This is a genomic window from Stenotrophomonas sp. 109824_Sma, from assembly GCF_056480025.1.
In genome coordinates, this window is the sequence record NZ_CM151078.1 from 3,218,332 (window position 1) to 3,239,791 (window position 21,460).

Genomic DNA, 21,460 nt, shown 5'->3' on the forward strand with positions numbered 1-21,460 from the left:
GTGGGGTTCCGGTCGACGCGCACGCGAGGTCATGCCAGACGCCTGTCGGGCTGCGCTGCTGTCGTGCTGGAAGTCGGTGAGCTTCATGGTCAAATATCTTTGCATGCGCCCGGGGCCGGCGCAAGGGGCCGGGGTCGCAGAATCAGGGATTGCTGGCAGTACCCTGCTCGGGGCCGACCCAGGGAGTGATCGACACCCGGATCTTGAGCCGGTTGCCGGGGTCTTCCGGCAGCCGCGAGCGGTACTTGGTGCCCTTGTAGACGTAATCCACGTCGTAGGCGATGGGCCGGCGGAATTCACGCCCCACCGGCACAATGCGGCAGTCGCGGGTCAGCATCGGGCCCGTGTTGGCCGGCGCCGGGGCCGGCGTCTCGGCTCCGGTCTCCTCAACGGCTTCCTCGTCGCTGCGCTTGAACATCGAGCGCACCGAGTCCCAGAAGCGGCTGATCCGGCCCTTGTCCTCGACCGGCTCCTCGCCCGTCACGTTGACCGGGGCCAGGGTCCGGGTCGACACCGGCTCGCAGTGCTCTTCGGTGCGGGTCGCACGCAGGGTCTGGAACACCGGCTCGACGTTCAGGACCTGGGCATAGTCGAACTTCACGTTCTCCACGATCACCACCCGGTTGCGGGGCTCGGCCTCCTGCGCCAGCACCACGGCGGGCAGCGCCGACAGGCAGGCCAGGGTCAGCAACGCGGTGGATTTCATTGGCGACGGGAGCAAGGACACGGCAATAGTGTAGGCAGTGGCGAGCGCAAGGGGCTGAACATTACCCGTCCACGCCGCTCCTGCCCACCCCACCCTGGGTGACCCCGGCGTCCACCGGTGGCAACGGGTGCCCCCAAAGGTGGCCGACACGTTCTAAAATCACAGGCTTGTCCCCCAGCCACAGCCCCATGACCCTGCGCCTGCACAACAACCTGACTCGCCAGCTCGAACCGTTCACCCCGCTCGATCCGGCCTGTCCGACCCTGTATGTGTGCGGCCCGACGGTCTACAACTACGTGCACATCGGCAACGCCCGTGGCCCGGTGGTGTTCGGGGTGCTGGCCGACCTGCTGCGACGCCGTTTCGGCGCGCTGCGCTACGCCCGCAACATCACCGACGTGGACGACAAGATCAACACCGCCGCGCGTGAGCAGGGCGTGCCGATCAGCACCATCACCAACAAGTTCGCCGCCGCCTACCGTGAAGACATGGCCGCGCTGGGCGTGGTGCCACCGGACATCGAGCCGGAAGTGACCGCGCACATTCCGCAGATCATCACCATGATCGAGCAGCTGATCGCCAGCAATCATGCTTACGCCGCCGAGGGCCACGTGCTGTTCGCGGTGGCCAGCTTCGACGGCTACGGCAAGCTCTCGCGCCGCGATCCGGACGAAATGCTGGCCGGTGCCCGCGTCGACGTCGCCCCGTACAAGCGTGACCCGGGTGATTTCGTGCTGTGGAAGCCGTCGAGTGACGACCTGCCCGGCTGGGAATCGCCGTGGGGCCGGGGCCGGCCTGGCTGGCACATCGAGTGCTCGGCGATGGCTGCCGCCCACCTGGGCGAGACCATCGACATCCACGCCGGCGGCGTCGACCTGCAGTTCCCGCACCACGAGAACGAGCTGGCGCAGAGCGAATGCGCCCATGGCGGCAAGATCTTCGCCCGTTTCTGGCTGCACAACGGCATGCTCAATTTCGGCGGCGCCAAGATGAGCAAGTCGCTGGGCAACATCGAGCGCGTGCACGATCTGGTCCGCCAACACCCGCCGGAAGCGCTGCGCCTGGCCCTGCTGTCGGCCCACTACCGGCAGCCGCTGGACTGGTCCGATGGCCTGATCGAACAGTCGGTGCGCACCTTGGACCGCCTGTACGGCACTCTGCGCGAGCTGGCATCGGTCGAGGCCACTGCAGTGATTCCGGCCACGGTCGAAGCGACCCTGGACGACGATCTCAACACCCCGCAGGCGCTGGCTGAAGTGGCCCGCATCGCCGCCGATGCGCGTCGTGCCACCGACCCGGCCGAGCAGGCGCGCCTGAAGGGTGAACTGCTCGGCGCCGGCCTGGCACTGGGCCTGCTGCAGGCCGATCCGGCGCAGTGGTTCGGCACCGCGGCCAGCGAAGACGGCGACGATGCCCGCATCCAGGGCCTGATCGATGAGCGTGCCGCTGCCAAGAAGGCGCGCGACTTCGCCCGTTCCGACGCCATCCGCGACCAGCTGGCCGCCGAAGGCATCGTGCTGGAAGACACCCCGCAGGGCGTGCGCTGGTCGCGCAAGCGCGGCTGACCCGCCCTGCCCCGTGGCCGGCACGCCGGCCACGCCCCCACCGTAGAGACTGTTGTGACCGACTCCCCGTTCCCGCTTGAACCCACCGCCGCCGAGGCCCAGACCGCCATCGCCGAGGAATTCGGCTTCTTCGGCGACTGGTCCGAGCGCTACCAGTACCTGATCGACCTTGGCCGCAAGCTGCCGGCCTTCCCGGAAGAGTGGAAGACCGAAGAGCATCGCCTGCTCGGCTGCCAGTCGATGGTCTGGATCGTGCCCGAAGGCAACGCGCAGTCGCTGCGCTTCCACGCCATCAGTGATTCGGCCATCGTCTCCGGACTGATCTTCCTGGCCCTGCGCGTGTACTCCGGGCGCTCGGCGCAGGAGATCCTGGCCACCGAACCGAGCTACATCCAGGACATCGGCCTGGCCCGCCACCTCTCGCCGACCCGCAGCAACGGCGTGGCGGCCATGCTGGCCTTCATCCGCGAGACCGCGCAGGCGCAGCTGCAGCGCGACCCGTCGTGAGCGAACCTGCCACAGCCGAAGACAGCGCGCTGGGCCTGCTGTCCCGGCCCGGATTCGCCAGGCTGCTGGCGTACCGCATCTTCGCGATGCTGTCCTACCAGGTGGTCGCGGTCACCGTCGGCTGGCACATCTACGAAGTCACCCGCAATCCGTTCTCGCTGGGCCTGATCGGCCTGGCCGAGGTCGTGCCGTTCTTCTGCGTGGCGCCGTTTGCCGGTTACCTGGTGGACCATCTGCCGCGCCGCCGGCTCGGCATGGTCGCCTGTTGCGGACTGGTCGCCACCGCACTGGTATTGACCAGCGTGGCCATGGGCTGGCTGCCGATCGACGGCGTGTGGCCGATCTATGCAGCCATCGCGCTGACCGGCATGGTCCGCGCCTTCCTGTCGCCGATCTACAACGCCCTGTTCGCCCGCGTACTGGCCCGTGACCAGTTCGCGCGGGGCGCCGGCCTGGGCGCGGTGGTATTCCAGGCCGGCATGATCGCCGGCCCGGCACTGGGCGGTGTGCTGGTGGGTTTCGGCGGCAAGGGCCTGTCCTACGCGGTGGCCACCGTCTTCGCACTGGTGGCGATGGCCTGCCTGGCCACGCTGAAGGTGGAAGAACCGGTGCATACCGGCCCGGCCGCCCCGATCTTCAAGAGCATCGCTGAAGGCGCGCGCTTCGTGGTCGGCAACCGGATCATGGTCGGGGCGATGGCGCTGGACATGTTCTCGGTGCTGCTGGGCGGCGTGGTGGCGATGCTGCCGGCGTTCCTGCACGAGATCCTGCACCACGGGCCGGAAGGCCTGGGCATCCTGCGCGCAATGCCGGCGCTGGGCTCGGTCTGCGTGGGCCTGTGGCTGGCCCGCCACCCGCTGCACCGCAATGCCGGCCGCGTGCTGCTGTTCGCGGTGGCCGGGTTCGGCCTGTGCGTGATCAGCTTCGGGCTGTCGCAGCACTTCTGGCTGTCGGCGCTGATCCTGCTGTTCTACGGGGCCTTCGATGGCGTCTCGGTGGTGATCCGCTCGACCATCCTGCAGCTGGCCACGCCTGAGGAAATGCGCGGCCGGGTGTCGTCGATCAACGGCATCTTCATCAGTTCGTCCAACGAACTGGGCGCGTTCTATGCCGGCACGATGGCGAAGCTGCTCGGCCTGGTGCCGGCAGTAGTGCTGGGTGGGTTCGCGGTGCTGAGCGTGGCCGGGATCACCGCGTGGAAGAACCCGACGTTGCGGAAACTGAATCTGCGTGATCTGCAGTGACCCCGCGGAGAGCGCGTTCGGCGGCGCCGGGCGTTTGACTGGCCACGTCACTTTCCCTCGATGAATGGGTTTGTCACTTTCTTTGCGCGCGCAAAGAAAGTAACCAAAGAAACGCGCCGCCATCCGCGAGCCGGCGCTGCGCGCCGGTGCCCTGTGCTCCTCGGTGAATCAGGGGGCGGCGCCGAACTCGCTGCGCTCAAACAGCGGCGCCTCTTCGCCCCTGATTCCCCTGCGGTGCTCGGCTCGCTACAAGGCGGACCCAACAGCCGCGAGCGCACGCATGACCGCCCTTGGTAGAGCCAAGCCATGCTTGGCTGCTTTTGCTTTTGCTTTTGCTCTTCCTTGCCCTCCGGCTTCGGCCTGAGCCGAGCATGGGCTCGGCTTTACAGCAACCGCGCACGCAGGAAACCGTCGAGAGCCTGCGGGTGGGTCCGATACCCGGAAGGCGCCGTTCTACCCAGCCAACCACCTCCCAACAAAAAACCCGGCCGAGGCCGGGTTTTTCGCATGACATCACAACGATCGGGAATCAGTCGCCCTGCTGCTTCTGCAGGTGCTCCCAACGCTCCTGGGCGTCGATGGTGCGCTCAGCGGTCAGGCGCGCTTCCAGGCGCTCCAGGCCGATTTCTTCGCCGGTGTCGACGCAGTAACCGTAGTCGCCGGCTTCCAGGCGCTTCAGGGTGCTGTCGATCTTGCCGATCAGCTTGCGGTAGCGGTCGCGGGTACGCAGTTCCAGCGAATTCTCGGTCTCGCGGGTCGCGCGCTCGGCTTCGTCGCCGATGTCACGCACTTCCTCGCGCAGGTTCTCGATGGTCTGCTTGGACTCTTCCACCAGGTCCGCGCGCCAGTTCTGCAGGCGCTGGCGGAAGTATTCCTGCTGCAGCGGGCTCATGTATTCCTCTTCCGAGGACGGCTTGTAGCCAGCCGGCAGGATCGGGCGGCCAGTGGCCTCGTCGGTCTTGTACTCGACCACCTTGTACTTGCTGCGCGGGGCCGGTGCCGCCGAACGGGCGGCGACGGCCACGGCAACCTTGCCGACAGGGCGCGACACGGTCTTCGGGGCGGAATCGGATTTCACGGCGGTTTTGGCAGGCGATTTCGAAACGGGCACGGGATTCTTGGATTGCGGGGCCTTCGAGGCGGCAGGAGCGGCGGCCGGGGCCGGCTTGGAGGCCGGTTGGGCTGCTGCCACTGCCACGGTCTTGGCCGGGACAGGCTTGGCCGGAGCCGGCTTGGCAGCAGGCTTCGGTGCGGACTTCACTACTGGGGCCGGGGTCGGCTTTACGGCCGGCGCGGCAACATTCTTGGCAACCTTCTTTACAGCGGCAGGCGTGGCGACCGGCTTGGCCGCAGCGACCTTCTTTGCCGCCGGTTTTGCGACCGGCTTGGCTGCAGCCTTCTTCACCACCGCCTTCGGCGCTGGCTTGGCTGCTGCCTTCTTCGCTACCGGCTTGGCGGCGGCCTTTTTCACCGGCGCAGCCTTGCTGGCAGCCTTCTTCACCACCGGCGCCTTCTTGCTGGCGGCGGCTGGCTTGGCCTTGGCGGGCGCAGCGGCCTTCTTCGCTACCGGCTTGGTCGCCTTGACCGGCGTTTTCTTTGCGGTGGCCTTCCTGGCCGCCGGTTGCGAGGACGCTGCCTTGGTCGCCGGCTTGCTGGCCGGCTTCTTGGCAACGGGCTTTGCCGCCAACTTCTTCACAACAGGCTTGGCGGTTTTCTTGGCGGCCGTTGCGGCCTTCTTTGCAGTTTTTTTAGCAGCCACGAAACGCTCTTCCTTGGATTCCCCGGGGCCCGGGAAAGCGGGCCTTTATAGCCTACCCGACCCGCAGCAGCAACCTCGGCACCCTGCTCCATTCAGTCCTGGAGTCAAGGCGCCCAAGGGGCAGTCCGACGAACACGGACCGCCTTGCGCGGTACGGAACCTGGCCAGCACCCGAAGGTGCTGGTACCGGTCGCAGGCCATCGGCGACATGCGACCAACGGCCCATCCTGCACAAATGCGGCCTTCATGCCAACTGGCATAAGATGACTGGGTGATCTCGCGCCTGCTCATCGCCCTGCTGCGCTTCTACAAGCGCTTCATCAGCCCCCTGCTGGGGCCACGCTGCCGTTTCGTGCCGAGCTGTTCTGAATACGCGATGGAGGCCATCTCGCGGCACGGCCCGCTGCGCGGCAGCTGGCTGGCTGCGCGCAGGCTGGGCCGCTGCCACCCGTTCCATCCCGGCGGCTTCGACCCCGTGCCCGAGTCCCCCAACGCCCCCTCTTGCCGTTGCACAGGAAAACACTGACATGTCCTCCACTCTCATCACCAACGCCCGCATGGTCAACGAAGGCCGCACCTTCGACGGCGACCTGCGCATCGAGAACGGCCGCATCGCGCAGATCGGCAGCGGGCTGGCGCCGCGCGACGGCGAGCAGGTGGTGGACGCAGCCGGGCGCTGGCTGCTGCCCGGCATGATCGACGACCAGGTGCACTTCCGCGAGCCGGGCCTGACCCACAAGGGCGACATCGCCAGCGAATCGGCCGCGGCCGTGGCCGGTGGCCTGACCAGCTTCATGGACATGCCCAACACCAACCCGCCGACGCTGGATTCGACCATCCTGGAAGCCAAGTACGAGCTCGCGCGCGGCCGCGCCTGGGCCAACTACGGCTTCTACCACGGCGCCAGCAATGACAACCTGGACGCGATCCGTGCGCTGGACCCGAAGAAGGCGCCCGGCGTGAAGGTGTTCATGGGTGCTTCGACCGGCAACATGCTGGTCGACAACCCGGAAACGCTGGACGCGATCTTCCGCGAATGCCCGACCCCGATCATCACGCACTGCGAAGACACGCCGATGATCGATGCCAACCTGAAGGCCTTCCAGGAGAAGTACGGCGACGCGCTGACCCCGGACATGCACCCGGACATCCGCTCGCGCGAGGCCTGCATCAAGTCGACCCGCCTGGCGATGTCGCTGGCGCGCAAGCACGGCACCCGCCTGCACGTGCTGCACATTTCCACAGCCGACGAACTGGCGCTGTTCGAGAAGGGCCCGCTGATCCGCGCCGACGGCAGCCGCAAGCAGATCACCGCCGAAACCTGCGTGCACTTCCTGCACTTCGCGCGCCCGGACTATGCGACCAAGGGCAACCTGATCAAGTGCAACCCAGCGATCAAGGAAGTGTCCGACCGCGAGGCGATCACCGCCGCGCTGGCCGATGACGTGCTGGACGTGCTGGCCACCGACCACGCACCGCACACCTGGGAAGAGAAACAGAAGCCCTACGCGCAGGCGCCGTCGGGCCTGCCGCTGGTGCAGTACGCGCTGGTGGCCGCGCTGGAGCGCGTGCACGAAGGCAAGCTGACCCGCGAGCAGGTGGTGCAGAAGTTCGCCCACGCCCCGGCGCAGCTGTTCGACGTGGAAGAGCGCGGCTTCCTGCGCGAGGGTTACTTCGCCGATCTGGTCCTGGTCGAGGACGTGCCGTTCACGGTCAAGCGCGAGGATGTGCTGTCCAAGTGCGGCTGGTCGCCGTTCGAAGGCACCACCTTCCGTTCGCGCATCGCCTCCACCTGGGTCAACGGCCAGCAGGTGTGGGACGGCAGCAAGCTGGTGGGCGAACCCGCCGGCCAGCGCATGACCTACGACCGCTGATGCGCTCCGCACTTCTGATCGGGGCGCTGCTGGCCGCGCCCCTGTTTTCCTCATCCCCGGCGCAGGCGCAGGATGGCATCGGCAGCCTGATCGACAGCCGCGTGGTGTTCCCGGCCAGCGCGTCGCAGGGCGCGCTGGTGATCGGCAAGGTACCCGCCGGCAGCCGCGTGCAGTACGCCGGCCGCCAGCTGCGGGTGAGCGGCTACGGCAGCGTGGTGTTCGGCATCGGCCGTGACGAGAAGGGCCCGCTGCGCGTGCAGGTGCAGCGCCCCGATGGTGGCAGCGAGACCGCGACCATTGCGGTGACGCCGCGCGACTGGCCGACCGAGCGGGTCAACGGCGTGCCGCCGAAGACGGTCAATCCGCCGTCGGCGATTGCCGAGCGGATCAAGCGCGAACAGGCGCAGGTGACCGCCGCACGCGCCCGCGATGACGACCGCACCGACTTCACCCAGACCTTCATCTGGCCGGTGCAGGGCCGCATCAGCGGCCGCTTCGGCAATGCGCGCGTGTACAACGGGCAGCCCGGCGCCGGTCATTCCGGCATGGATATCGCGGTGCCGACCGGCACGCCGGTGAAAGCACCGGCTGCCGGCATCGTCACCTTCGCCGGCCCGGACCTGTACCTGACCGGCGGCACGCTGCTGCTCGACCACGGTTTCGGGGTCAGCTCCAACTTCCTGCACCTGTCGCGCATCGACGTAAAGGTCGGCGACCGAGTGGAACAGGGCCAGGTGATCGCCGCGGTCGGCGCCACCGGCCGTGCCACCGGCCCGCACCTGCACTGGGGCATGAACTGGTTCGATACCCGTATCGACCCGCTGCTGGTGCTGGAACGCAAATAACGCGCGCAATGCGCTTTGGTGGGTGCCGACCTTGGTCGGCACAATCCCTCAGAGCGTGCGGACCAAGGTCCGCACCCACCAGAAGCAGTCAGCAGGGCCGATCGATCAACCGCGCGCGGCCCACCATACGCGCAGCAGGGTGCGCACCGGCGTGGCTTCGATCGGCTTGCCTGCGGCCTGCGCTGCAACGCGCGCACGCGCCAGACTGGACCACACGCGGCGCGGGCGCGGGCCGGGCACGCGGGTGCCCCACCCCTTCAACAGATGCTGCGCCCAGCGCTGTGCGGCATTGCTGGCGTCTTCGTCCAGCAGGCTGCGCGGCACACCGGCCACGCCCGCATCCTGCAGGCGCTGGGCCAGGGTCTGCAGCTGCACCGCACGACCGGCACCGGTACGCGGCTTGTCGGCGAACAAGGCCGCCTCCACCGCGGCCACGGCCTCGGCGTAATTCGCCAGCGCGCGCTCGGCACCGGCCGCATCCAGCGCGACCGTGCGCGCTTCAACCAGATCCGGAAGTGCTTCGGCCAGCTGCGCCCACGGCGCACGCACCGGCTCCAGCAGGCGGCCCAGCGGATGGCGCGAACGATGCGCGGCCCAGCTGCGTAGCTCCTCGCCCCACCATGCCAGTTTGGCGTCGGCCGGCAACGGGTCGCCGCTGGTGTTGAGCATGTCGTCGAATTCCTGCAGCAGCGCGAACCACGCCACCGCAAGCTCGCGTTGCGATTCGGCCACGAACGGGGCGGCCACCGACCATTCCGGCCAACGGCTGCGCCACTTGTCGAGGAAACTGTCCAGCGCGGTACTGCTCACTACGTGATTCCTTACGGCTGGGCCGGGGCTGCCGGCCGGGTCGGCCACAGACTGGCCAGTTGCAGAAGTTCGGCGTTCTCGACCAGCACGTCAGCCTGCCAGGCCAGCGGGTCGTCGCTGTGCAGGCGGTAGCCCCACAGCGCCGCCACCGACGGCATCGCCGCGGCGCGCGCAGCAATGATGTCGCGCTCGTCGTCGCCCACGTACACGCAGTCTTCGGCGGCAACGGCAATCGCCTGCGCGGCGTGCAGCAGCGGCAGCGGGTGCGGCTTGCGCTCGGCCAGGCTGTCACCGCCAACCAGTACCGCGCAGCGCTGCTGCCAGCCGTGCTGCGGCAGGATCAAGCGCGCCAGGTACTCAGGCTTGTTGGTGACGATGCCCCACACGGTGCCGGCATCATCCAGCGCGGCAAGCATGCCGGCCACGCCATCGAACAGTACCGCGTGCTGGCCGATCAACGCTTCGTAGCGCTGCAGGAACTCCGGAATCAGCGCATCGCGTGCGGCAACATCCAGTTCCGGGAAGGCGGCGCTCACCATTGCACGCGAACCCTTGGAGACCACCGGCCGCAACATTGCCGGATCGATCGGCGCGCGACCGCGCTCGGCCAGCATCGCGTCGCAGGTGGCGACGAAGTCCGGTGCGCTGTCCAGCAGCGTGCCATCCAGGTCGAACAGCACCGCGCGCGGAAAGCGGGCCGCGGTCATGCCGGCTTGACCGCGTAGGCCAGGTAGTTGATGTCGGTACGGCTGCTCAGGCGGGCATGGTTGCGCCACGGCTCGTAGGCCATGCCGCTGACATCCACCAGCTGCATGTCGGCCTCGCGCAGCCAGCGCGCCAGCTCGGCCGGCTTGATGAATTCCTGGTAGTGATGGGTGCCCTTGGGCAGCAGCCGCGCCACGTACTCGGCGCCGACAATCGCCACCGCGAAGGCGGCAGCGGTGCGGTTGATGGTCGACAGGAACAGGTGGCCGCCCGGCTTCAGCAGGCGCTTGCAGGCCTCGATGATCGCGCCCGGGTCCGGCACGTGTTCGAGCATTTCCATGCAGGTGACCACGTCGAAGCTGCCCGGCTGCTCGGCGGCCAGGTCCTCGGCGGCCTGCACCCGGTAGTCGACCTTGGCACCGCTTTCCAGCGCATGCAGGCGCGCGACCTTGACCAGTTCCGGGGCCAGGTCGATGGCGGTGACGTCAGCCCCGGCCTGCGCCAGTGCTTCACTCAACAGGCCACCACCACAACCGATGTCGAGCACGCGCGCACCGCGCAGCGGCACGCGGTCGGCCACGTACTGCAGGCGCACCGGGTTCAGCGCATGCAGCGGCTTCTGCGGGCCGTCAGCGTCCCACCAGCGGTTGGCCAGCGCGGCGAACTTGTCCAGCTCGGCCTGATCGAAATTGGAGGAAGCGTGGGGGGCAGTCATGAGGGAGTCCTTGCGGCGCCGGGGTTCAGGCGCGGATATGACGGATGCGCTCGCGCCACTGGCGCGCGTTGGCGATGATGCCCGGCAGGTCCATGCCGACCAGCTCGCGCTGCACCAGCTTCGGCTTGCCGGCGATCCAGACGTCGCTGACCTGCTGGCGGCCGGTGGCGTACACCAGCTGCGACAGCACGTTGTGCAGCGGCTGGGTTTCCAGCGCGGACAGGTCGACGCAGACCAGGTCGGCCTGCTTGCCGACTTCGATCGAGCCGATGCGGTCGCCGAAGCCCAGCGCGCGCGCGCCACCCAGCGTGGACGCACGCAACGTGGTCGCCGCGTCCAGTGCAGTGGCATCGTCGGCCACGGCCTTGGCCAGGATCGCCGCGGTGCGGTTCTCGCTGAACATGTCCAGGTCGTTGTTGCTGGCGCAGCCATCGGTACCGATCGCCAGGTTCACGCCGGCACGCTGCAGGGCGCAGGCCGGGCAGAAACCGGAGGCCAGCTTCAGGTTCGATTCCGGGCAATGCACCACGCTGACGCCACGTTCGGCGCACAGGTGGATTTCCGCATCGGTCAGCTGGGTCATGTGCACCGCGATCAGGCGGTCATTGACCAGGCCGAGCCGATCCAGCCGCGCCAGCGGGCGCTGGCCGTGCAGCTTGATCGAATCGTTGATCTCCTGCGCGGTCTCGTGGGTGTGCAGGTGGACCTGCATGTCGAGCTGGTCGGACAGCATCCGCACCCGCTCGAAGTTGGCATCGTTGACCGTGTACGGCGCATGCGGCGCGAACGCGGTGCCGATCAGCGGATCAGTGCGCCACTGGTCGTGCAGTTCACCGGCCTTGGCGAAGTACTCGTCGTCGGTCTTGGCCCAGGCGGTGGGGAAATCGATGATGACCGCGCCGACCAGCGCGCGGAAACCATGCTTCTTGTAGACCGCGGCCTGCACGTCGCCGAAGAAGTAGTTCTCGTTGGCGCAGGTGGTGCCGCCGCGCAGCATCTCGGCGATGGCCAGGGTGGTGCCGTCGGCAACGAATTCGGGGCCGATCACCGCCGCTTCCACCGGCCAGATGTGCTGCTGCAGCCAGGTCATCAGCGGCAGGTCGTCGGCAACGCCGCGCAGCAGGGTCATCGGGTTGTGCGTGTGCGCGTTGACCAGGCCCGGCATCAGCGCAGCCTCGGGGCGGCTCACCACCTGGGTGGCGCGGAACCGTGCGCGCGCCTCGGCACGCGGCAGGATGGCCACGATCTCGCTGCCACGCACGGCAACGGCATGGTCTTCCAGCACCACCGCGTGCGGCTCGATCGGAACGACGTAACCGGCTTCGATGAGCAGGTCGCAGGCTTCGGGGAGGTGCGGGCTATCGCTCATGCGGGCTCACTGGCTGGGGGGGCGGCGAGATACTTCTGGGGGACACGCCCCTGAGTCAGGGGCTGCCGCGAAGCGGCGGGGTCTGGGGACCCGTGAAGCGGGGCCCATGATCTGCCGAAGCAGATCATGGGAGCGCCAGCGCGAATGCGATGGCGCGTACCCGGCCAGCGGCCGGCACTACCGTAATCCGGCTGCGCCGGATTACTTGACGCGTGCGGAGTATTCGCCCGAACGGGTGTCGACGCGGATCACTTCTTCCTGGTTGACGAACAGCGGCACGCGGACCACGGCACCGGTTTCCAGGGTGGCCGGCTTGCCACCGCCACCCGAGGTGTCGCCACGGACGCCCGGATCGGTTTCGGTGATCTTCAGTTCGACGAAGTTCGGCGGCTGCACGAAGATCGGCTCACCGTTCCACAGGGTGACCACGCAGGACTCTTCGCCCTTCAGCCACTTTTCGGCACCGCCCATGCCGGCCTTGGTGGCCTGGACCTGCTCGAAGGATTCCGGGTCCATGAAGTGCCAGTACTCGCCGTCGCTGTACATGAAGTTCATGTCGGTATCGACGACGTCGGCTGCATCCAGCGAGTCGGTCGACTTCATGGTGACTTCCTGGGTACGGCCGTCCTTGATCAGGCGGTACTTCACGCGGGTGAAGGCCTGGCCCTTGCCCGGCTTGACGTATTCGGTGTCGATGATGACGGCCGGTTGGTTGTTGACCAGGATCTTCATCCCGTTCTTGACGTCGTTCATGCCGTAGCTGGCCATGCGTAAACTCCTGAGTGGCAAAAACGCCGCGGGTGCGGCGAGCCGTTAGAATGGAAAGCCCACCGGATGCCGGTGGGCGACTGTTTTTCTGCCCCCATGATAACCGCAGGCCCCCTCTCCATGCAGCTTTCCGCCTTCCCCCGGCCCCAGTCGCCAGGCGCGCCCGCGCGCTGGCAGCAGCTCTGGCGCCAGGCGCTGCGCGACCCGCACGCCCTGCTGGCCCGGCTGCAGCTGGACCCGGCCGCGCTGGGCGTCTCGGAGGCGGCCATGGCCCAGTTCGCGCTGCGCGTGCCAGAGGGCTTCGTGGCGCGCATGCGCGTGGGTGATGCGGCCGACCCGCTGCTGCGCCAGGTGCTGCCGATCGACGAGGAAATGCGCCCGGCCCCCGGGTTCAGCTTCGATGCGGTGGGCGATGGCGCCGCCAGGAAGGCCACCGGGGTCATCCAGAAATACCGCGGTCGCGCCCTGCTGGTCGCCACCGGCAGCTGCGCGATCAACTGCCGCTACTGTTTCCGCCGCCACTTCGACTATGGCGCGGAAAACGCCGCCAAGGGCGGCTGGCAGGAGGCCGTAGCCGCCATCGCGGCCGATCCGGACATCGACGAGGTGATCCTGTCCGGCGGCGACCCGCTGTCGCTGGCCACCCACAAGCTGGTCGAGCTGACCGATGCCCTGCGCGCGATCCCGCATGTCCGCCGACTGCGCATCCATACCCGCCTGCCAATCGTGCTGCCGGAGCGCGTGGACGATGAACTGGTCTCCTGGCTGGACAGCCTGCCCTGGCCGCTGGCGATCGTGGTCCACGCAAATCACGCCAACGAATTCGACGCCAGCGTGGACGCAGCGATGGCTCGCCTGCGCGGCATCGGCGCCCAGCTACTGAACCAGGCCGTCCTGCTGCGCGGGGTCAACGACAGCGTGCAGGCCCTGCAGGACCTGAGCGAGCGCAGCTTCGCCGCCGGCGTGCTGCCCTACTACCTGCACCAGCTGGACCGGGTCGAGGGCGTGGCCCACTTCGAAGTGGAAGATAGCCAGGCCAAGGCACTGATTGCTGGCCTGACCGCACGCCTGTCCGGCTACCTGATCCCCAAGCTGGTGCGCGAACTGCCCGGCGACCCGAGCAAGCGCCCGGTGTAACAAAAAGGGGACGGAGGGAATTAAGTCGCAAATGCATTTGCGACTTAATTCCCTCCGTCCCCTTTTCTGTCAGACGCCCGATTCGATCATCCGCACCACTTCGGTGGCGGTCACCGGGTGGCTCAGCCAGTAGCCCTGGCCGAGGTCGCAACCACGCTGGGCCAGCAGCTCGAACTGTGCCTGCTGCTCGATGCCTTCGGCCACCACCGTGATGCCCAGCGCGTGGGCCATGGCGATGATCGCCGTGGTCAGTGCCAGGTCGTCGGGATCGCGCTGCATGTCGGCCACGAAGCTCTTGTCGATCTTCACCCCGTCCACCGGTACCTGGCGCAGATGGCTGAGTCCGGAGAAGCCGGTGCCGAAATCGTCCAGCCAGACCTTCACGCCGGTGCGGTGCAGCTTGTCCAGCAGCTGCGCGGCGACCATCTCGTCGCCGATCACCGCGGTTTCGGTCAGTTCCAGATGCAGGCGCGAAGCCGGCAGCCCGGACTCGTGCAGGCACTGCGCAACCAGCGCCGGCAGCTCGCCGCCGCGCAGCTGCCGCGGCGATACGTTCACCGACACGAACAGATCGTCGCCGCCCGCACCCCGTGGCCACTGCGAGGCTTCCATGCAGGCCGCACGCAGCACCTTCGGGCCGATGATCTCGATCAGCCCACTCTGCTCGGCCACTTCGATGAACACCGACGGCGGAATCGTGCCCAGGGTCGGGTGCTGCCAGCGCAGCAGCACTTCGACGCCGACCATGCGGCGGTCGCGCATGCGGAAGATCGGCTGGTAGGCCAGGCGCAGCTCGCCGCGCTCCCACGCCCCGCGCAGCTCCTGCTCCATGTGCACGCGGCGCTCGACCGCATGGTCCATCGCCCGGCTGTAGTAGCGATAGCAGTTCTTGCCGGCCATCTTCGCCTGGTACATGGCGATGTCGCCGTTCTTCAGCAGCGTGGTCGCATCGGCGGCATCGTCCGGGAACAGGGTCACGCCGATCGAGGTCCCGAGGAACAGTTCCCTGCCCTGCACCACCAGCGGCTTGCCCAGTTCGCGCACCAGCACCTCGGCCAGCAGCCGCGCATTCGCGGCCACGTCGCCATCACCGACCAGGATCACGAACTCGTCGCCGCCGAAGCGGGCCAGCAGCGCCTCATCGCCGCCCGCCTCGGTAACCGCGCGCCCGATGCGCTGCGCGAACTGCAACAGCGCCTCGTCACCGGCCTCATGACCGAGGGTGTCGTTGACGCGCTTGAAATCGTCGATATCGGCGAACAGCAGGCCCAGCCGATGATTGGATGCGCGCGCCGCCATCAGCCGATGGTCCAGCGCTTCCCGGAACGCCAGCCGGTTGGTCAACCCGGTCAGCGCATCGGTATAGGCCATGCGCCGTACCTCGCGGTCATGGCGGGCGATGGAATCGCGCATGCGGGCGAAGCCGCGCACCAGCTCGCCGACCTCGTCGTCACGGGTGTTCTCGGCCAGTGGCGCCTGGTAGTCACCGGCCTCGATGCGGCGCGCCGCGGCGGCCAGGTCACGGATCGGCGCAACCAGGGTGCGCTGCACGTACAGGATCACCACCACGCCGATCACCACCAGCAGGCCCAGCATCAGCAGCAGCCAGCCCAGGTGGCGGCTGCCGACCTGCTGCAGGCGCTCGCCGAGCGTGGCATTGGCGGCCTGTTCGCGCTGCTGCACCTCGTCCAGCGCCATGCCGACGCGGACGCCGCCGATGCGCTGGTTGCCGACCATGATCGGCATGGTGTTGTCGAGCACCTTGGGCGACTCCTGCACCACCAGCGCCTGCGCCACCGCGGCCTTGGGCGCCAACGGATCGGCCATCGGCTGGCCGAAACCGGACACCTCGATCGAGCCGTCATGCACCAGCCGGCCACGTTCGTCGAACACCAGTACATAGCGCACGACCGGCTGCCGTGCGGTGCTGCGCACCAGCGCACCGACCTGGTCCAGGTCGCGGTAGTACAACGGGTTGGCCAGCGCGTCGGACAGCTCGCGCGCCATCGCTTCGCCGCGGCTGCGCACGCTGCGGTCGAACAGTTCATGGATGACGCCACCACTGAGGTTGCGCACTTCGCCCTGCATTGCCGCCTGACGCCCCAGCAATACCGCCAGGATCGCCACCACCACGACCATCGCCCCGCCCATCGCGAGCAGGAACCGGGCCTGCATTCCCGAGCCGAGCCACTTCATTCCACTTCCATCCGCACGCGCGTCAATCCTTGTTTCAATTCATCCAGCCGCTGCTGCGCATGCGCATCGACGCGGTGGAAACCGGAAGTGCCGAAAAACCGATGCAACGCCCCCTGCGCCTGCGGGTCACTGGCCGCCTGCAACAGGACTTCCTGCAGCCGGTCACGCACCCGCGGGTCGAGGTCGGCGCGCACCATCTCCACCGCCCGCGGGTAGGGCTCGGTGCGCAGCAGCTCGCGGAAGTCGCGCCGGAATGCCGCCGGCACCCGTCGCTCGTCGTTCCAGTCCACGCTGCTCACCGCCCCCACCTCGACCACGCCCTTGTGCACGAACGTAGCGATGTTCAACTCGCTGCGCGCGAACACATACCCCACGCTGTCCCGGCCCGGCATGTCCCACGTACCCGCCAGGATCTGCGGCGACAACCCTTCCTGCAGCAGCGTCATCACCGGCACCAGGTAGGCACTGGTGGACGCCGTGTTCTGCAGGGCCAGGCGATGCCCGCGCAGGTCCTGGATCCGCTGGATTGGACTGTCGCGGCGCACGAAGAACACGGTCTGGTACTCGCGCACGCCGTTGCGCTCGGTCAGCAGCAGCGGCCGCGCGCCACTGCGCTGGCCCAGCGCCACCGCCGTGCCCGACGTTTCCGTGACCCAGTCGACCCGCCCCCGCCGCAGATAGCTGGCCATCTGCTGCGGGTCGCGCGCCATCAGGATCCGCCCCTCCTTGATGCCGACGTCATGCATGCGTGCCACCACATAGTCCAGCAACGGCTGCAGCTGCTCGTAATGGGCCTTGGGATCATCGCTGATCCGGCCCAGCACCAGCACCGGGTCCGGTGCTGCATGCACCGTCCCGGCCAGCAGGATCATGACCAGGCTCAGCAGTCCCCTCTGCACTGCCCTTCGCAGACCCGACACAGGCTTCATCCCCCCTGGGTATCCAGACAGACTACCCGAAAAAATGAGAACGTCGTCAGCTGTCCTTGTTACCCGCCTGTGCCAGTCGCGCCATGCGCTGGGTGTCGGCCAGGATACCGCGCAGCAGGCGCACTTCCTGCTCGCTCGGCTCGCTGCGCAGGAACAGGCGGCGCAGCTTGCGCATCGCCGATTCCGGCGCGCGGCCCTTGTGGAAATCGATCTCGTCCAACGTGTCGCCGAGCTGGGCGAAGAAGCTCTCCATCTGCTCGTGGCTGGCCGCCTGTTCGCGGAAACCCGGTTCGGCGTCGGCGGCCGGCTGCGCGCCCAGCAGCTGCATGCGCGTTTCATAGGCCAGCACCTGCACCGCGGCAGCCAGGTTGAGCGAGCTGAACTCCGGGTCGGACGGGATATGCACCGCCGCGTGGCAGAGCTGCAGTTCCTCGTTGGTCAGGCCGGTACGCTCACGGCCGAACACCAGCGCCACCTCGGCCCCTTCGCCGGCCTTGGCCACCGCACGGGCGGCGGCATCGGCCGGCAGGTACTCCTCCAGCTGGACGCGGCGGGCGCGGGCGGTGCAGCCCAGCACCAGACGGCAATCGGCCACGGCCTCGGCCAGGGTGGCCACCACCGGGGCGTCTCCCAGCACGTCTTCGGCACCGGCCGAGCGGCGGAAAGCCTCCTCGTCCAGCGGTTTTTCGGGGGCGACCAGCACCAGGCGGGCCAGGCCCATGGTCTTCAGGGCACGGGCGGCAGCGCCCATGTTGCCGGGGTGCTGGGTACCGACCAGGACGAATCGGAGGCGGGTGGCGGCGGGAAACTGGGACATGAACAGGGAAAAGGTCGAGCTGGACGATGACCAATGGTAAACTGTGCGGCCGGCCACTGCGCCGGACCCGCTCTTTTCCCCCGCCAGTCCATCTCTTCTGCCTTTCCGGGAGCCCACGCCATGCAGAAACCCGCCGTAACCGTCATGGTCAAGGCCGCCCGCCTCGCCGGCAACGTCCTGTTGCGCAACATCAACAAGCTCGAGGCACTGAACGTGGTGCAGAAGGGCCGGATGGACTACGCCAGCGAAGTGGATGCGGACGCGGAAAAGGTCATCGTCAAGGAACTCAAGCGCGCTTACCCGGACTACGGCATCTTCGGCGAAGAAGGTGGCGTGCAGGGCGAGCGCCGCCAGATGTGGGTCATCGACCCGCTGGACGGCACCAGCAATTACCTGCGCGGCGTGCCGCACTACTGCGTGTCGATCGCCCTGGTCGAGAATGGCGAGCCGACCGATGCGGTCATCTTCGACCCGCTGCGCAATGAACTGTTCACCGCCAGCCGTGGCGCCGGCGCCGTGCTGAACGACCGCCGCATCCGCGTGGCCGACCGCAAGGATCTGGAAGGCACGATGATCCACACCGGCTTCGCCCCGCGCGAGCGCAGCCGTGCCAGCGCTCAGCTGAAGGCGGTCGACGCCCTGCTGGTGCACGGCGAGGACATCCGCCGCACCGGTTCGGCAGCACTGGACCTGGCCTACGTGGCCTGCGGCCGCGCCGACGCCTACTTCGAAGCCGGCGTGAAGGCGTGGGACATCGCCGCCGGCCTGCTGCTGGTCCGCGAGGCCGGTGGCAAGGTCTGCGACTTCAAGGGCGCGACCCTGGGCCGCATGGACAACCGTGGCCCGGAGACCCACCAGATCGTGGCCGGCAACCTGAAGGTGGCCGAGTCGCTGCAGAAGGTGCTGGTGAACACCGGCTACGCTGCCGAGTTCGACGCGAAGTTCTGAGATCTCGTGTAAAGCGGTTCATGGAGACGGCACCTGCGAGGGTGCCGTTTTCGTTTGTGCGCACGGAGATTCGTTTCCGCGACCGCGGAGGGGTGTCACTTTCTTTGCTCGTGCAAAGAAAGTAACCAAAGAAACACGCCGCCGGGGCGCGAGCCGATGCTGTGCATCGGTACCCTGCGCTTCTCGGCGAATCAGGGGACGGCGCCGAACTCGCTGCGCTCAAACACCGGCGCCTCTTCGCCCCTGATTCCCCTGCGATGCTCGGCTCGCTCAAGGCGGACCCAAGGTCAAATGCCACAGCTGCACCCAGCAGATCCACGCCATGCGTGGATGCTGTTGCCCATGATCTTGATTTCCAGTCCGCCTTCAAGCGAGCCGAGCACCGCAGGTCCGGCGAGGGCGAAGAGGTGCGGGTGTCTGAGCGCAGCGAGTTCCCGCACCGTCCCTCGACGGTCCGAGGAGCGCAGGGCACCGGCGTGCGCAGCACGTCGGCTCGCGGCTGGCGGAGCGTTTCTTTGGTTACTTTCTTTGCGCGCAAAGAAAGTGACACCCCTCCGCGGTCGCGGAAATGACTCTCGCCGGGTCGTACCCGGCGCCACCCATGTGCGGGCGCGCAAACAAAAACGCCCGGCGCGAGGCCAGGCGTTCCTGCACTACCGTGGAAGTACGGAGGCTTACGCCACCGTCGACGCCCGCAGCGCGGCGATGCGCTCTTCCAGCGGCGGGTGGCTCATGAACAGCTTCTTCGCGGTCGAACCGGCAATACCAAACGCGGCAATCTGGGTCGGCAGCGTGCTCTGGCCGTGGTTGAGCTGCAGGCGCTCCAGCGCGGCGATCATCTTCTGGCGGCCCGCCAGCGAGGCACCACCCGCATCGGCACGGAATTCGCGGTGGCGCGAGAACCACATCGAGATCATGGTGGCGAACAGGCCGAACACCATCTCCAGCACGAACACGATGATGTAGTAGGCGAAGCCGCGGCCGCCGCCTTCGCGGTTGCCCGACAGCGCGCTGTCGATGATGCCGCCGACCACACGGGCCAGCACGATCACGAAGGTGTTCAACACGCCCTGCAGCAGTGCCATGGTGATCATGTCACCGTTGGCGACGTGGGCGATCTCGTGGCCCAGCACCGCTTCGGCCTCGTCTTCGCTCATGTTGTGCAGCAGGCCGGTGGACACTGCCACCAGCGCGTTGTTGCGGTTGGCGCCGGTGGCGAAGGCATTGATTTCCGGGCCGTCATAGACCGCCACTTCGGGCATGCCGATGCCGGCCGCCTTGGCCTGGCGCTCGACCGTGGCCAGCAGCCAGCGCTCGGTCTGGTTGCGCGGCTCGGTGATCACCACCGCACCGGTGGAGCGCTTGGCCATCCACTTGGACAGCAGCAGCGAGATGAAGGAGCCACCGAAGCCGAAGATCGCAGCCATGACCAGCAGGCCGCTCATCTGGCTCGGATTGACCCCCAGCAACGACATCACGATGCTGGCGAGGATCAGGACCGCGAAGTTGGTCGCCAGGAACAGGGCAATGCGGGTAAACATGGGAAAATCCGGCTTGGAAGGGGTCGATACCGGTCAATTTGCGGTGTGGTCAGCTTGAATTCAAGCGCCAACCTGACCGACGATTCAGCCAGCATGACCTCCCCCATTCCCTGCGGCCGCTTCGCGCCCTCACCGACCGGCCTGCTCCACCCCGGATCCCTGCTCGCCGCCTTCGGCAGCTGGCTGCTCGCCCGCCATCACGGCGGTCTGTGGCGGCTGCGTATTGAAGATGTCGATCCTCCGCGCACCGTGCCCGGTGCAGCGGATGCGCAACTTCAGGCACTGGCCGCGTTCGGCCTGGTCCACGACGGCCCGATCCTCTGGCAGAGTTCACGCGGCGAGGCCTACCAGGCTGCCCTGGACGTACTGCTGGCCAGCGACCTGGCCTTCGTCTGCCACTGCAGCCGCAGCGAACTGGCCGCAAGCGGCGGCATCCACCACCGCTGCGTTGCGCGGCAGCCGCGACCGGACCCTGCCGTCCGCTTCCGCGTACCGCCCGGCAGCGTGGTCCGCTTCGACGACGGCCTGCGTGGCCCGCAGCAGCAGGACGTGCATGCCGAAGTCGGCGACTTCGTGCTGCGCCGTGCGGATGGCTGCTGGGCCTACCAGTTGGCCGTGGTGGTCGATGACGCCGAACAGGGCGTGACCGAAGTGGTGCGCGGCGCCGACCTGCTCGATTCCACCGCGCGGCAGATCCTGCTGCAGCAGGCATTGGGCCTGGCGGTGCCACGCTACTGGCACCTGCCGCTGCTGCTGGATGCGCCGGGCCACAAGCTGTCCAAGTCACTGGCGGCGCTGCCGGTGGACAGCGCACGCCCGCTGCCGGTGCTTCGCCAGCTCTGGCAGCTGCTCGGCCAAGCCCCTGAGGCGCTGGCGCAGGCACGCGATCTGGACACACTGCTGGCCGCGGCTCGACAGGCCTTCGACCCCGCGCAGCTGCCGCGCGCCGACATCCTGCTGCCAGCCGGCGCACTTTCCGCGCCGATGTTGCAGAATCCCCCTTCCCCCACCTGATACCCGGACAG

At 67.8% G+C, this 21,460-nt stretch carries 20 protein-coding genes; 9 read left to right on the forward strand and 11 right to left on the reverse strand.

What is annotated here, in order from left to right:
* Positions 1 to 142 precede the first annotated feature (142 nt).
* Positions 143 to 706 (reverse strand): glycine zipper 2TM domain-containing protein, encoded by a 564-nt coding sequence (locus ACZK1G_RS15280; RefSeq protein WP_049442777.1) that lies wholly within the window; start codon positions 704 to 706, stop codon positions 143 to 145.
* A 188-nt stretch (positions 707 to 894) separates the two neighbouring features.
* On the opposite strand from ACZK1G_RS15280, the gene cysS reads away from it, so the two are divergent.
* Genes cysS through ACZK1G_RS15295 form a run of 3 tightly spaced genes read left to right on the forward strand, consistent with a single transcriptional unit; the run spans position 895 to position 4,022 of the window.
* Entirely contained in the window at positions 895 to 2,271 is a 1,377-nt protein-coding gene (gene cysS, locus ACZK1G_RS15285) for a cysteine--tRNA ligase (RefSeq protein ID WP_049442776.1), read from the forward strand.
* A gap of 54 nt (positions 2,272 to 2,325) precedes the next feature.
* Positions 2,326 to 2,778, forward strand: a complete 453-nt coding sequence (locus ACZK1G_RS15290) for a SufE family protein (RefSeq protein ID WP_010486631.1) — start codon at positions 2,326 to 2,328, stop codon at positions 2,776 to 2,778.
* Positions 2,775 to 4,022 carry an MFS transporter gene (locus ACZK1G_RS15295; protein ID WP_101765814.1) on the forward strand — a complete coding sequence of 416 codons (1,248 nt, stop codon included), beginning with the start codon at positions 2,775 to 2,777 and terminating at the stop codon, positions 4,020 to 4,022. The genes ACZK1G_RS15290 and ACZK1G_RS15295 overlap by 4 nt, the downstream gene beginning before the upstream one ends.
* A 529-nt stretch (positions 4,023 to 4,551) precedes the next feature.
* Here ACZK1G_RS15295 and dksA read toward each other — a convergent pair.
* The gene (gene dksA / locus ACZK1G_RS15300) at positions 4,552 to 5,781 is read right to left on the reverse strand and encodes an RNA polymerase-binding protein DksA (RefSeq protein ID WP_101765815.1); all 1,230 of its coding nucleotides are present in this window, start codon (positions 5,779 to 5,781) and stop codon (positions 4,552 to 4,554) included.
* A 271-nt stretch (positions 5,782 to 6,052) separates the two neighbouring features.
* On the opposite strand from dksA, the gene yidD reads away from it, so the two are divergent.
* Genes yidD through ACZK1G_RS15315 form a run of 3 tightly spaced genes read left to right on the forward strand, consistent with a single transcriptional unit; the run spans position 6,053 to position 8,500 of the window.
* Positions 6,053 to 6,307 carry a membrane protein insertion efficiency factor YidD gene (gene yidD / locus ACZK1G_RS15305; protein ID WP_005414016.1) on the forward strand — a complete coding sequence of 85 codons (255 nt, stop codon included), beginning with the start codon at positions 6,053 to 6,055 and terminating at the stop codon, positions 6,305 to 6,307.
* Position 6,308: 1 nt separating this feature from the next.
* Positions 6,309 to 7,655, forward strand: coding sequence for a dihydroorotase (locus ACZK1G_RS15310; protein ID WP_049442773.1), 1,347 nt, complete (start codon positions 6,309 to 6,311; stop codon positions 7,653 to 7,655).
* Positions 7,655 to 8,500: a M23 family metallopeptidase gene (locus ACZK1G_RS15315; protein WP_182474387.1), complete on the forward strand. Its 846-nt coding sequence runs from the start codon at positions 7,655 to 7,657 to the stop codon at positions 8,498 to 8,500. The genes ACZK1G_RS15310 and ACZK1G_RS15315 overlap by 1 nt, the downstream gene beginning before the upstream one ends.
* Positions 8,501 to 8,605: 105 nt before the next feature.
* Here the strand turns inward: ACZK1G_RS15315 and ACZK1G_RS15320 are convergent, their stop codons facing one another.
* From ACZK1G_RS15320 to efp, 5 genes are all read right to left on the reverse strand, one after another.
* The gene (locus tag ACZK1G_RS15320; RefSeq protein ID WP_093999890.1) at positions 8,606 to 9,310 is read right to left on the reverse strand and encodes an isoprenoid biosynthesis enzyme family protein; all 705 of its coding nucleotides are present in this window, start codon (positions 9,308 to 9,310) and stop codon (positions 8,606 to 8,608) included.
* A gap of 11 nt (positions 9,311 to 9,321) precedes the next feature.
* A complete protein-coding gene (locus ACZK1G_RS15325; RefSeq protein WP_014037871.1) occupies positions 9,322 to 10,017 on the reverse strand; it encodes a phosphoglycolate phosphatase in 696 nt (231 codons plus the stop codon).
* Positions 10,014 to 10,730 (reverse strand): bifunctional 2-polyprenyl-6-hydroxyphenol methylase/3-demethylubiquinol 3-O-methyltransferase UbiG, encoded by a 717-nt coding sequence (gene ubiG / locus ACZK1G_RS15330; RefSeq protein WP_014037872.1) that lies wholly within the window; start codon positions 10,728 to 10,730, stop codon positions 10,014 to 10,016. The genes ACZK1G_RS15325 and ubiG overlap by 4 nt, the downstream gene beginning before the upstream one ends.
* Before the next feature lie 25 nt (positions 10,731 to 10,755).
* Entirely contained in the window at positions 10,756 to 12,099 is a 1,344-nt protein-coding gene (locus ACZK1G_RS15335; protein ID WP_014037873.1) for a TRZ/ATZ family hydrolase, read from the reverse strand.
* Positions 12,100 to 12,300: 201 nt separating this feature from the next.
* Positions 12,301 to 12,867 (reverse strand): elongation factor P, encoded by a 567-nt coding sequence (gene efp / locus ACZK1G_RS15340; RefSeq protein ID WP_014037874.1) that lies wholly within the window; start codon positions 12,865 to 12,867, stop codon positions 12,301 to 12,303.
* A gap of 120 nt (positions 12,868 to 12,987) precedes the next feature.
* Between efp and epmB the strand changes: the two genes are divergently transcribed.
* Positions 12,988 to 14,004, forward strand: coding sequence for an EF-P beta-lysylation protein EpmB (gene epmB, locus ACZK1G_RS15345; RefSeq protein ID WP_197622067.1), 1,017 nt, complete (start codon positions 12,988 to 12,990; stop codon positions 14,002 to 14,004).
* Positions 14,005 to 14,073: 69 nt separating this feature from the next.
* Here epmB and ACZK1G_RS15350 read toward each other — a convergent pair whose 3' ends face one another.
* The 3 genes from ACZK1G_RS15350 to ACZK1G_RS15360 form a co-directional block, all read right to left on the reverse strand.
* Positions 14,074 to 16,200: a putative bifunctional diguanylate cyclase/phosphodiesterase gene (locus ACZK1G_RS15350; RefSeq protein ID WP_014037876.1), complete on the reverse strand. Its 2,127-nt coding sequence runs from the start codon at positions 16,198 to 16,200 to the stop codon at positions 14,074 to 14,076.
* Positions 16,197 to 17,072 carry a phosphate/phosphite/phosphonate ABC transporter substrate-binding protein gene (locus ACZK1G_RS15355; RefSeq protein ID WP_424143769.1) on the reverse strand — a complete coding sequence of 292 codons (876 nt, stop codon included), beginning with the start codon at positions 17,070 to 17,072 and terminating at the stop codon, positions 16,197 to 16,199. Before ACZK1G_RS15355 ends, ACZK1G_RS15350 begins: the two co-directional genes overlap by 4 nt.
* 103 nt (positions 17,073 to 17,175) lie before the next feature.
* Positions 17,176 to 17,946: an RNA methyltransferase gene (locus ACZK1G_RS15360; protein ID WP_010486603.1), complete on the reverse strand. Its 771-nt coding sequence runs from the start codon at positions 17,944 to 17,946 to the stop codon at positions 17,176 to 17,178.
* Positions 17,947 to 18,066: 120 nt separating this feature from the next.
* Here ACZK1G_RS15360 and ACZK1G_RS15365 point away from each other — a divergent pair, with 120 nt between their 5' ends.
* A complete protein-coding gene (locus ACZK1G_RS15365) occupies positions 18,067 to 18,894 on the forward strand; it encodes an inositol monophosphatase family protein (protein WP_005417749.1) in 828 nt (275 codons plus the stop codon).
* A 674-nt stretch (positions 18,895 to 19,568) separates the two neighbouring features.
* On the opposite strand, the gene htpX is transcribed toward ACZK1G_RS15365, so the two are convergent.
* Positions 19,569 to 20,435: a protease HtpX gene (gene htpX, locus ACZK1G_RS15370; RefSeq protein WP_049442768.1), complete on the reverse strand. Its 867-nt coding sequence runs from the start codon at positions 20,433 to 20,435 to the stop codon at positions 19,569 to 19,571.
* A 93-nt stretch (positions 20,436 to 20,528) separates the two neighbouring features.
* Here htpX and gluQRS point away from each other — a divergent pair, with 93 nt between their 5' ends.
* Positions 20,529 to 21,449, forward strand: a complete 921-nt coding sequence (gene gluQRS, locus ACZK1G_RS15375) for a tRNA glutamyl-Q(34) synthetase GluQRS (RefSeq protein WP_101765817.1) — start codon at positions 20,529 to 20,531, stop codon at positions 21,447 to 21,449.
* Positions 21,450 to 21,460: the final 11 nt, after the last annotated feature.

Coding starts and splice junctions, on each gene's coding strand:
- ACZK1G_RS15280 (WP_049442777.1), bottom strand. CDS start 706: ATGAAATCCACCGCGTTGCTGACCCTGGCCTGCCTGTCGGCGCTGCCC.
- cysS (WP_049442776.1), top strand. CDS start 895: ATGACCCTGCGCCTGCACAACAACCTGACTCGCCAGCTCGAACCGTTC.
- ACZK1G_RS15310 (WP_049442773.1), top strand. CDS start 6,309: ATGTCCTCCACTCTCATCACCAACGCCCGCATGGTCAACGAAGGCCGC.
- ACZK1G_RS15315 (WP_182474387.1), top strand. CDS start 7,655: ATGCGCTCCGCACTTCTGATCGGGGCGCTGCTGGCCGCGCCCCTGTTT.
- ACZK1G_RS15325 (WP_014037871.1), bottom strand. CDS start 10,017: ATGACCGCGGCCCGCTTTCCGCGCGCGGTGCTGTTCGACCTGGATGGC.
- ubiG (WP_014037872.1), bottom strand. CDS start 10,730: ATGACTGCCCCCCACGCTTCCTCCAATTTCGATCAGGCCGAGCTGGAC.
- ACZK1G_RS15335 (WP_014037873.1), bottom strand. CDS start 12,099: ATGAGCGATAGCCCGCACCTCCCCGAAGCCTGCGACCTGCTCATCGAA.
- efp (WP_014037874.1), bottom strand. CDS start 12,867: ATGGCCAGCTACGGCATGAACGACGTCAAGAACGGGATGAAGATCCTG.
- epmB (WP_197622067.1), top strand. CDS start 12,988: ATGCAGCTTTCCGCCTTCCCCCGGCCCCAGTCGCCAGGCGCGCCCGCG.
- ACZK1G_RS15350 (WP_014037876.1), bottom strand. CDS start 16,200: ATGAAGTGGCTCGGCTCGGGAATGCAGGCCCGGTTCCTGCTCGCGATG.
- ACZK1G_RS15355 (WP_424143769.1), bottom strand. CDS start 17,072: ATGATCCTGCTGGCCGGGACGGTGCATGCAGCACCGGACCCGGTGCTG.
- ACZK1G_RS15360 (WP_010486603.1), bottom strand. CDS start 17,946: ATGTCCCAGTTTCCCGCCGCCACCCGCCTCCGATTCGTCCTGGTCGGT.
- ACZK1G_RS15365 (WP_005417749.1), top strand. CDS start 18,067: ATGCAGAAACCCGCCGTAACCGTCATGGTCAAGGCCGCCCGCCTCGCC.
- htpX (WP_049442768.1), bottom strand. CDS start 20,435: ATGTTTACCCGCATTGCCCTGTTCCTGGCGACCAACTTCGCGGTCCTG.
- gluQRS (WP_101765817.1), top strand. CDS start 20,529: ATGACCTCCCCCATTCCCTGCGGCCGCTTCGCGCCCTCACCGACCGGC.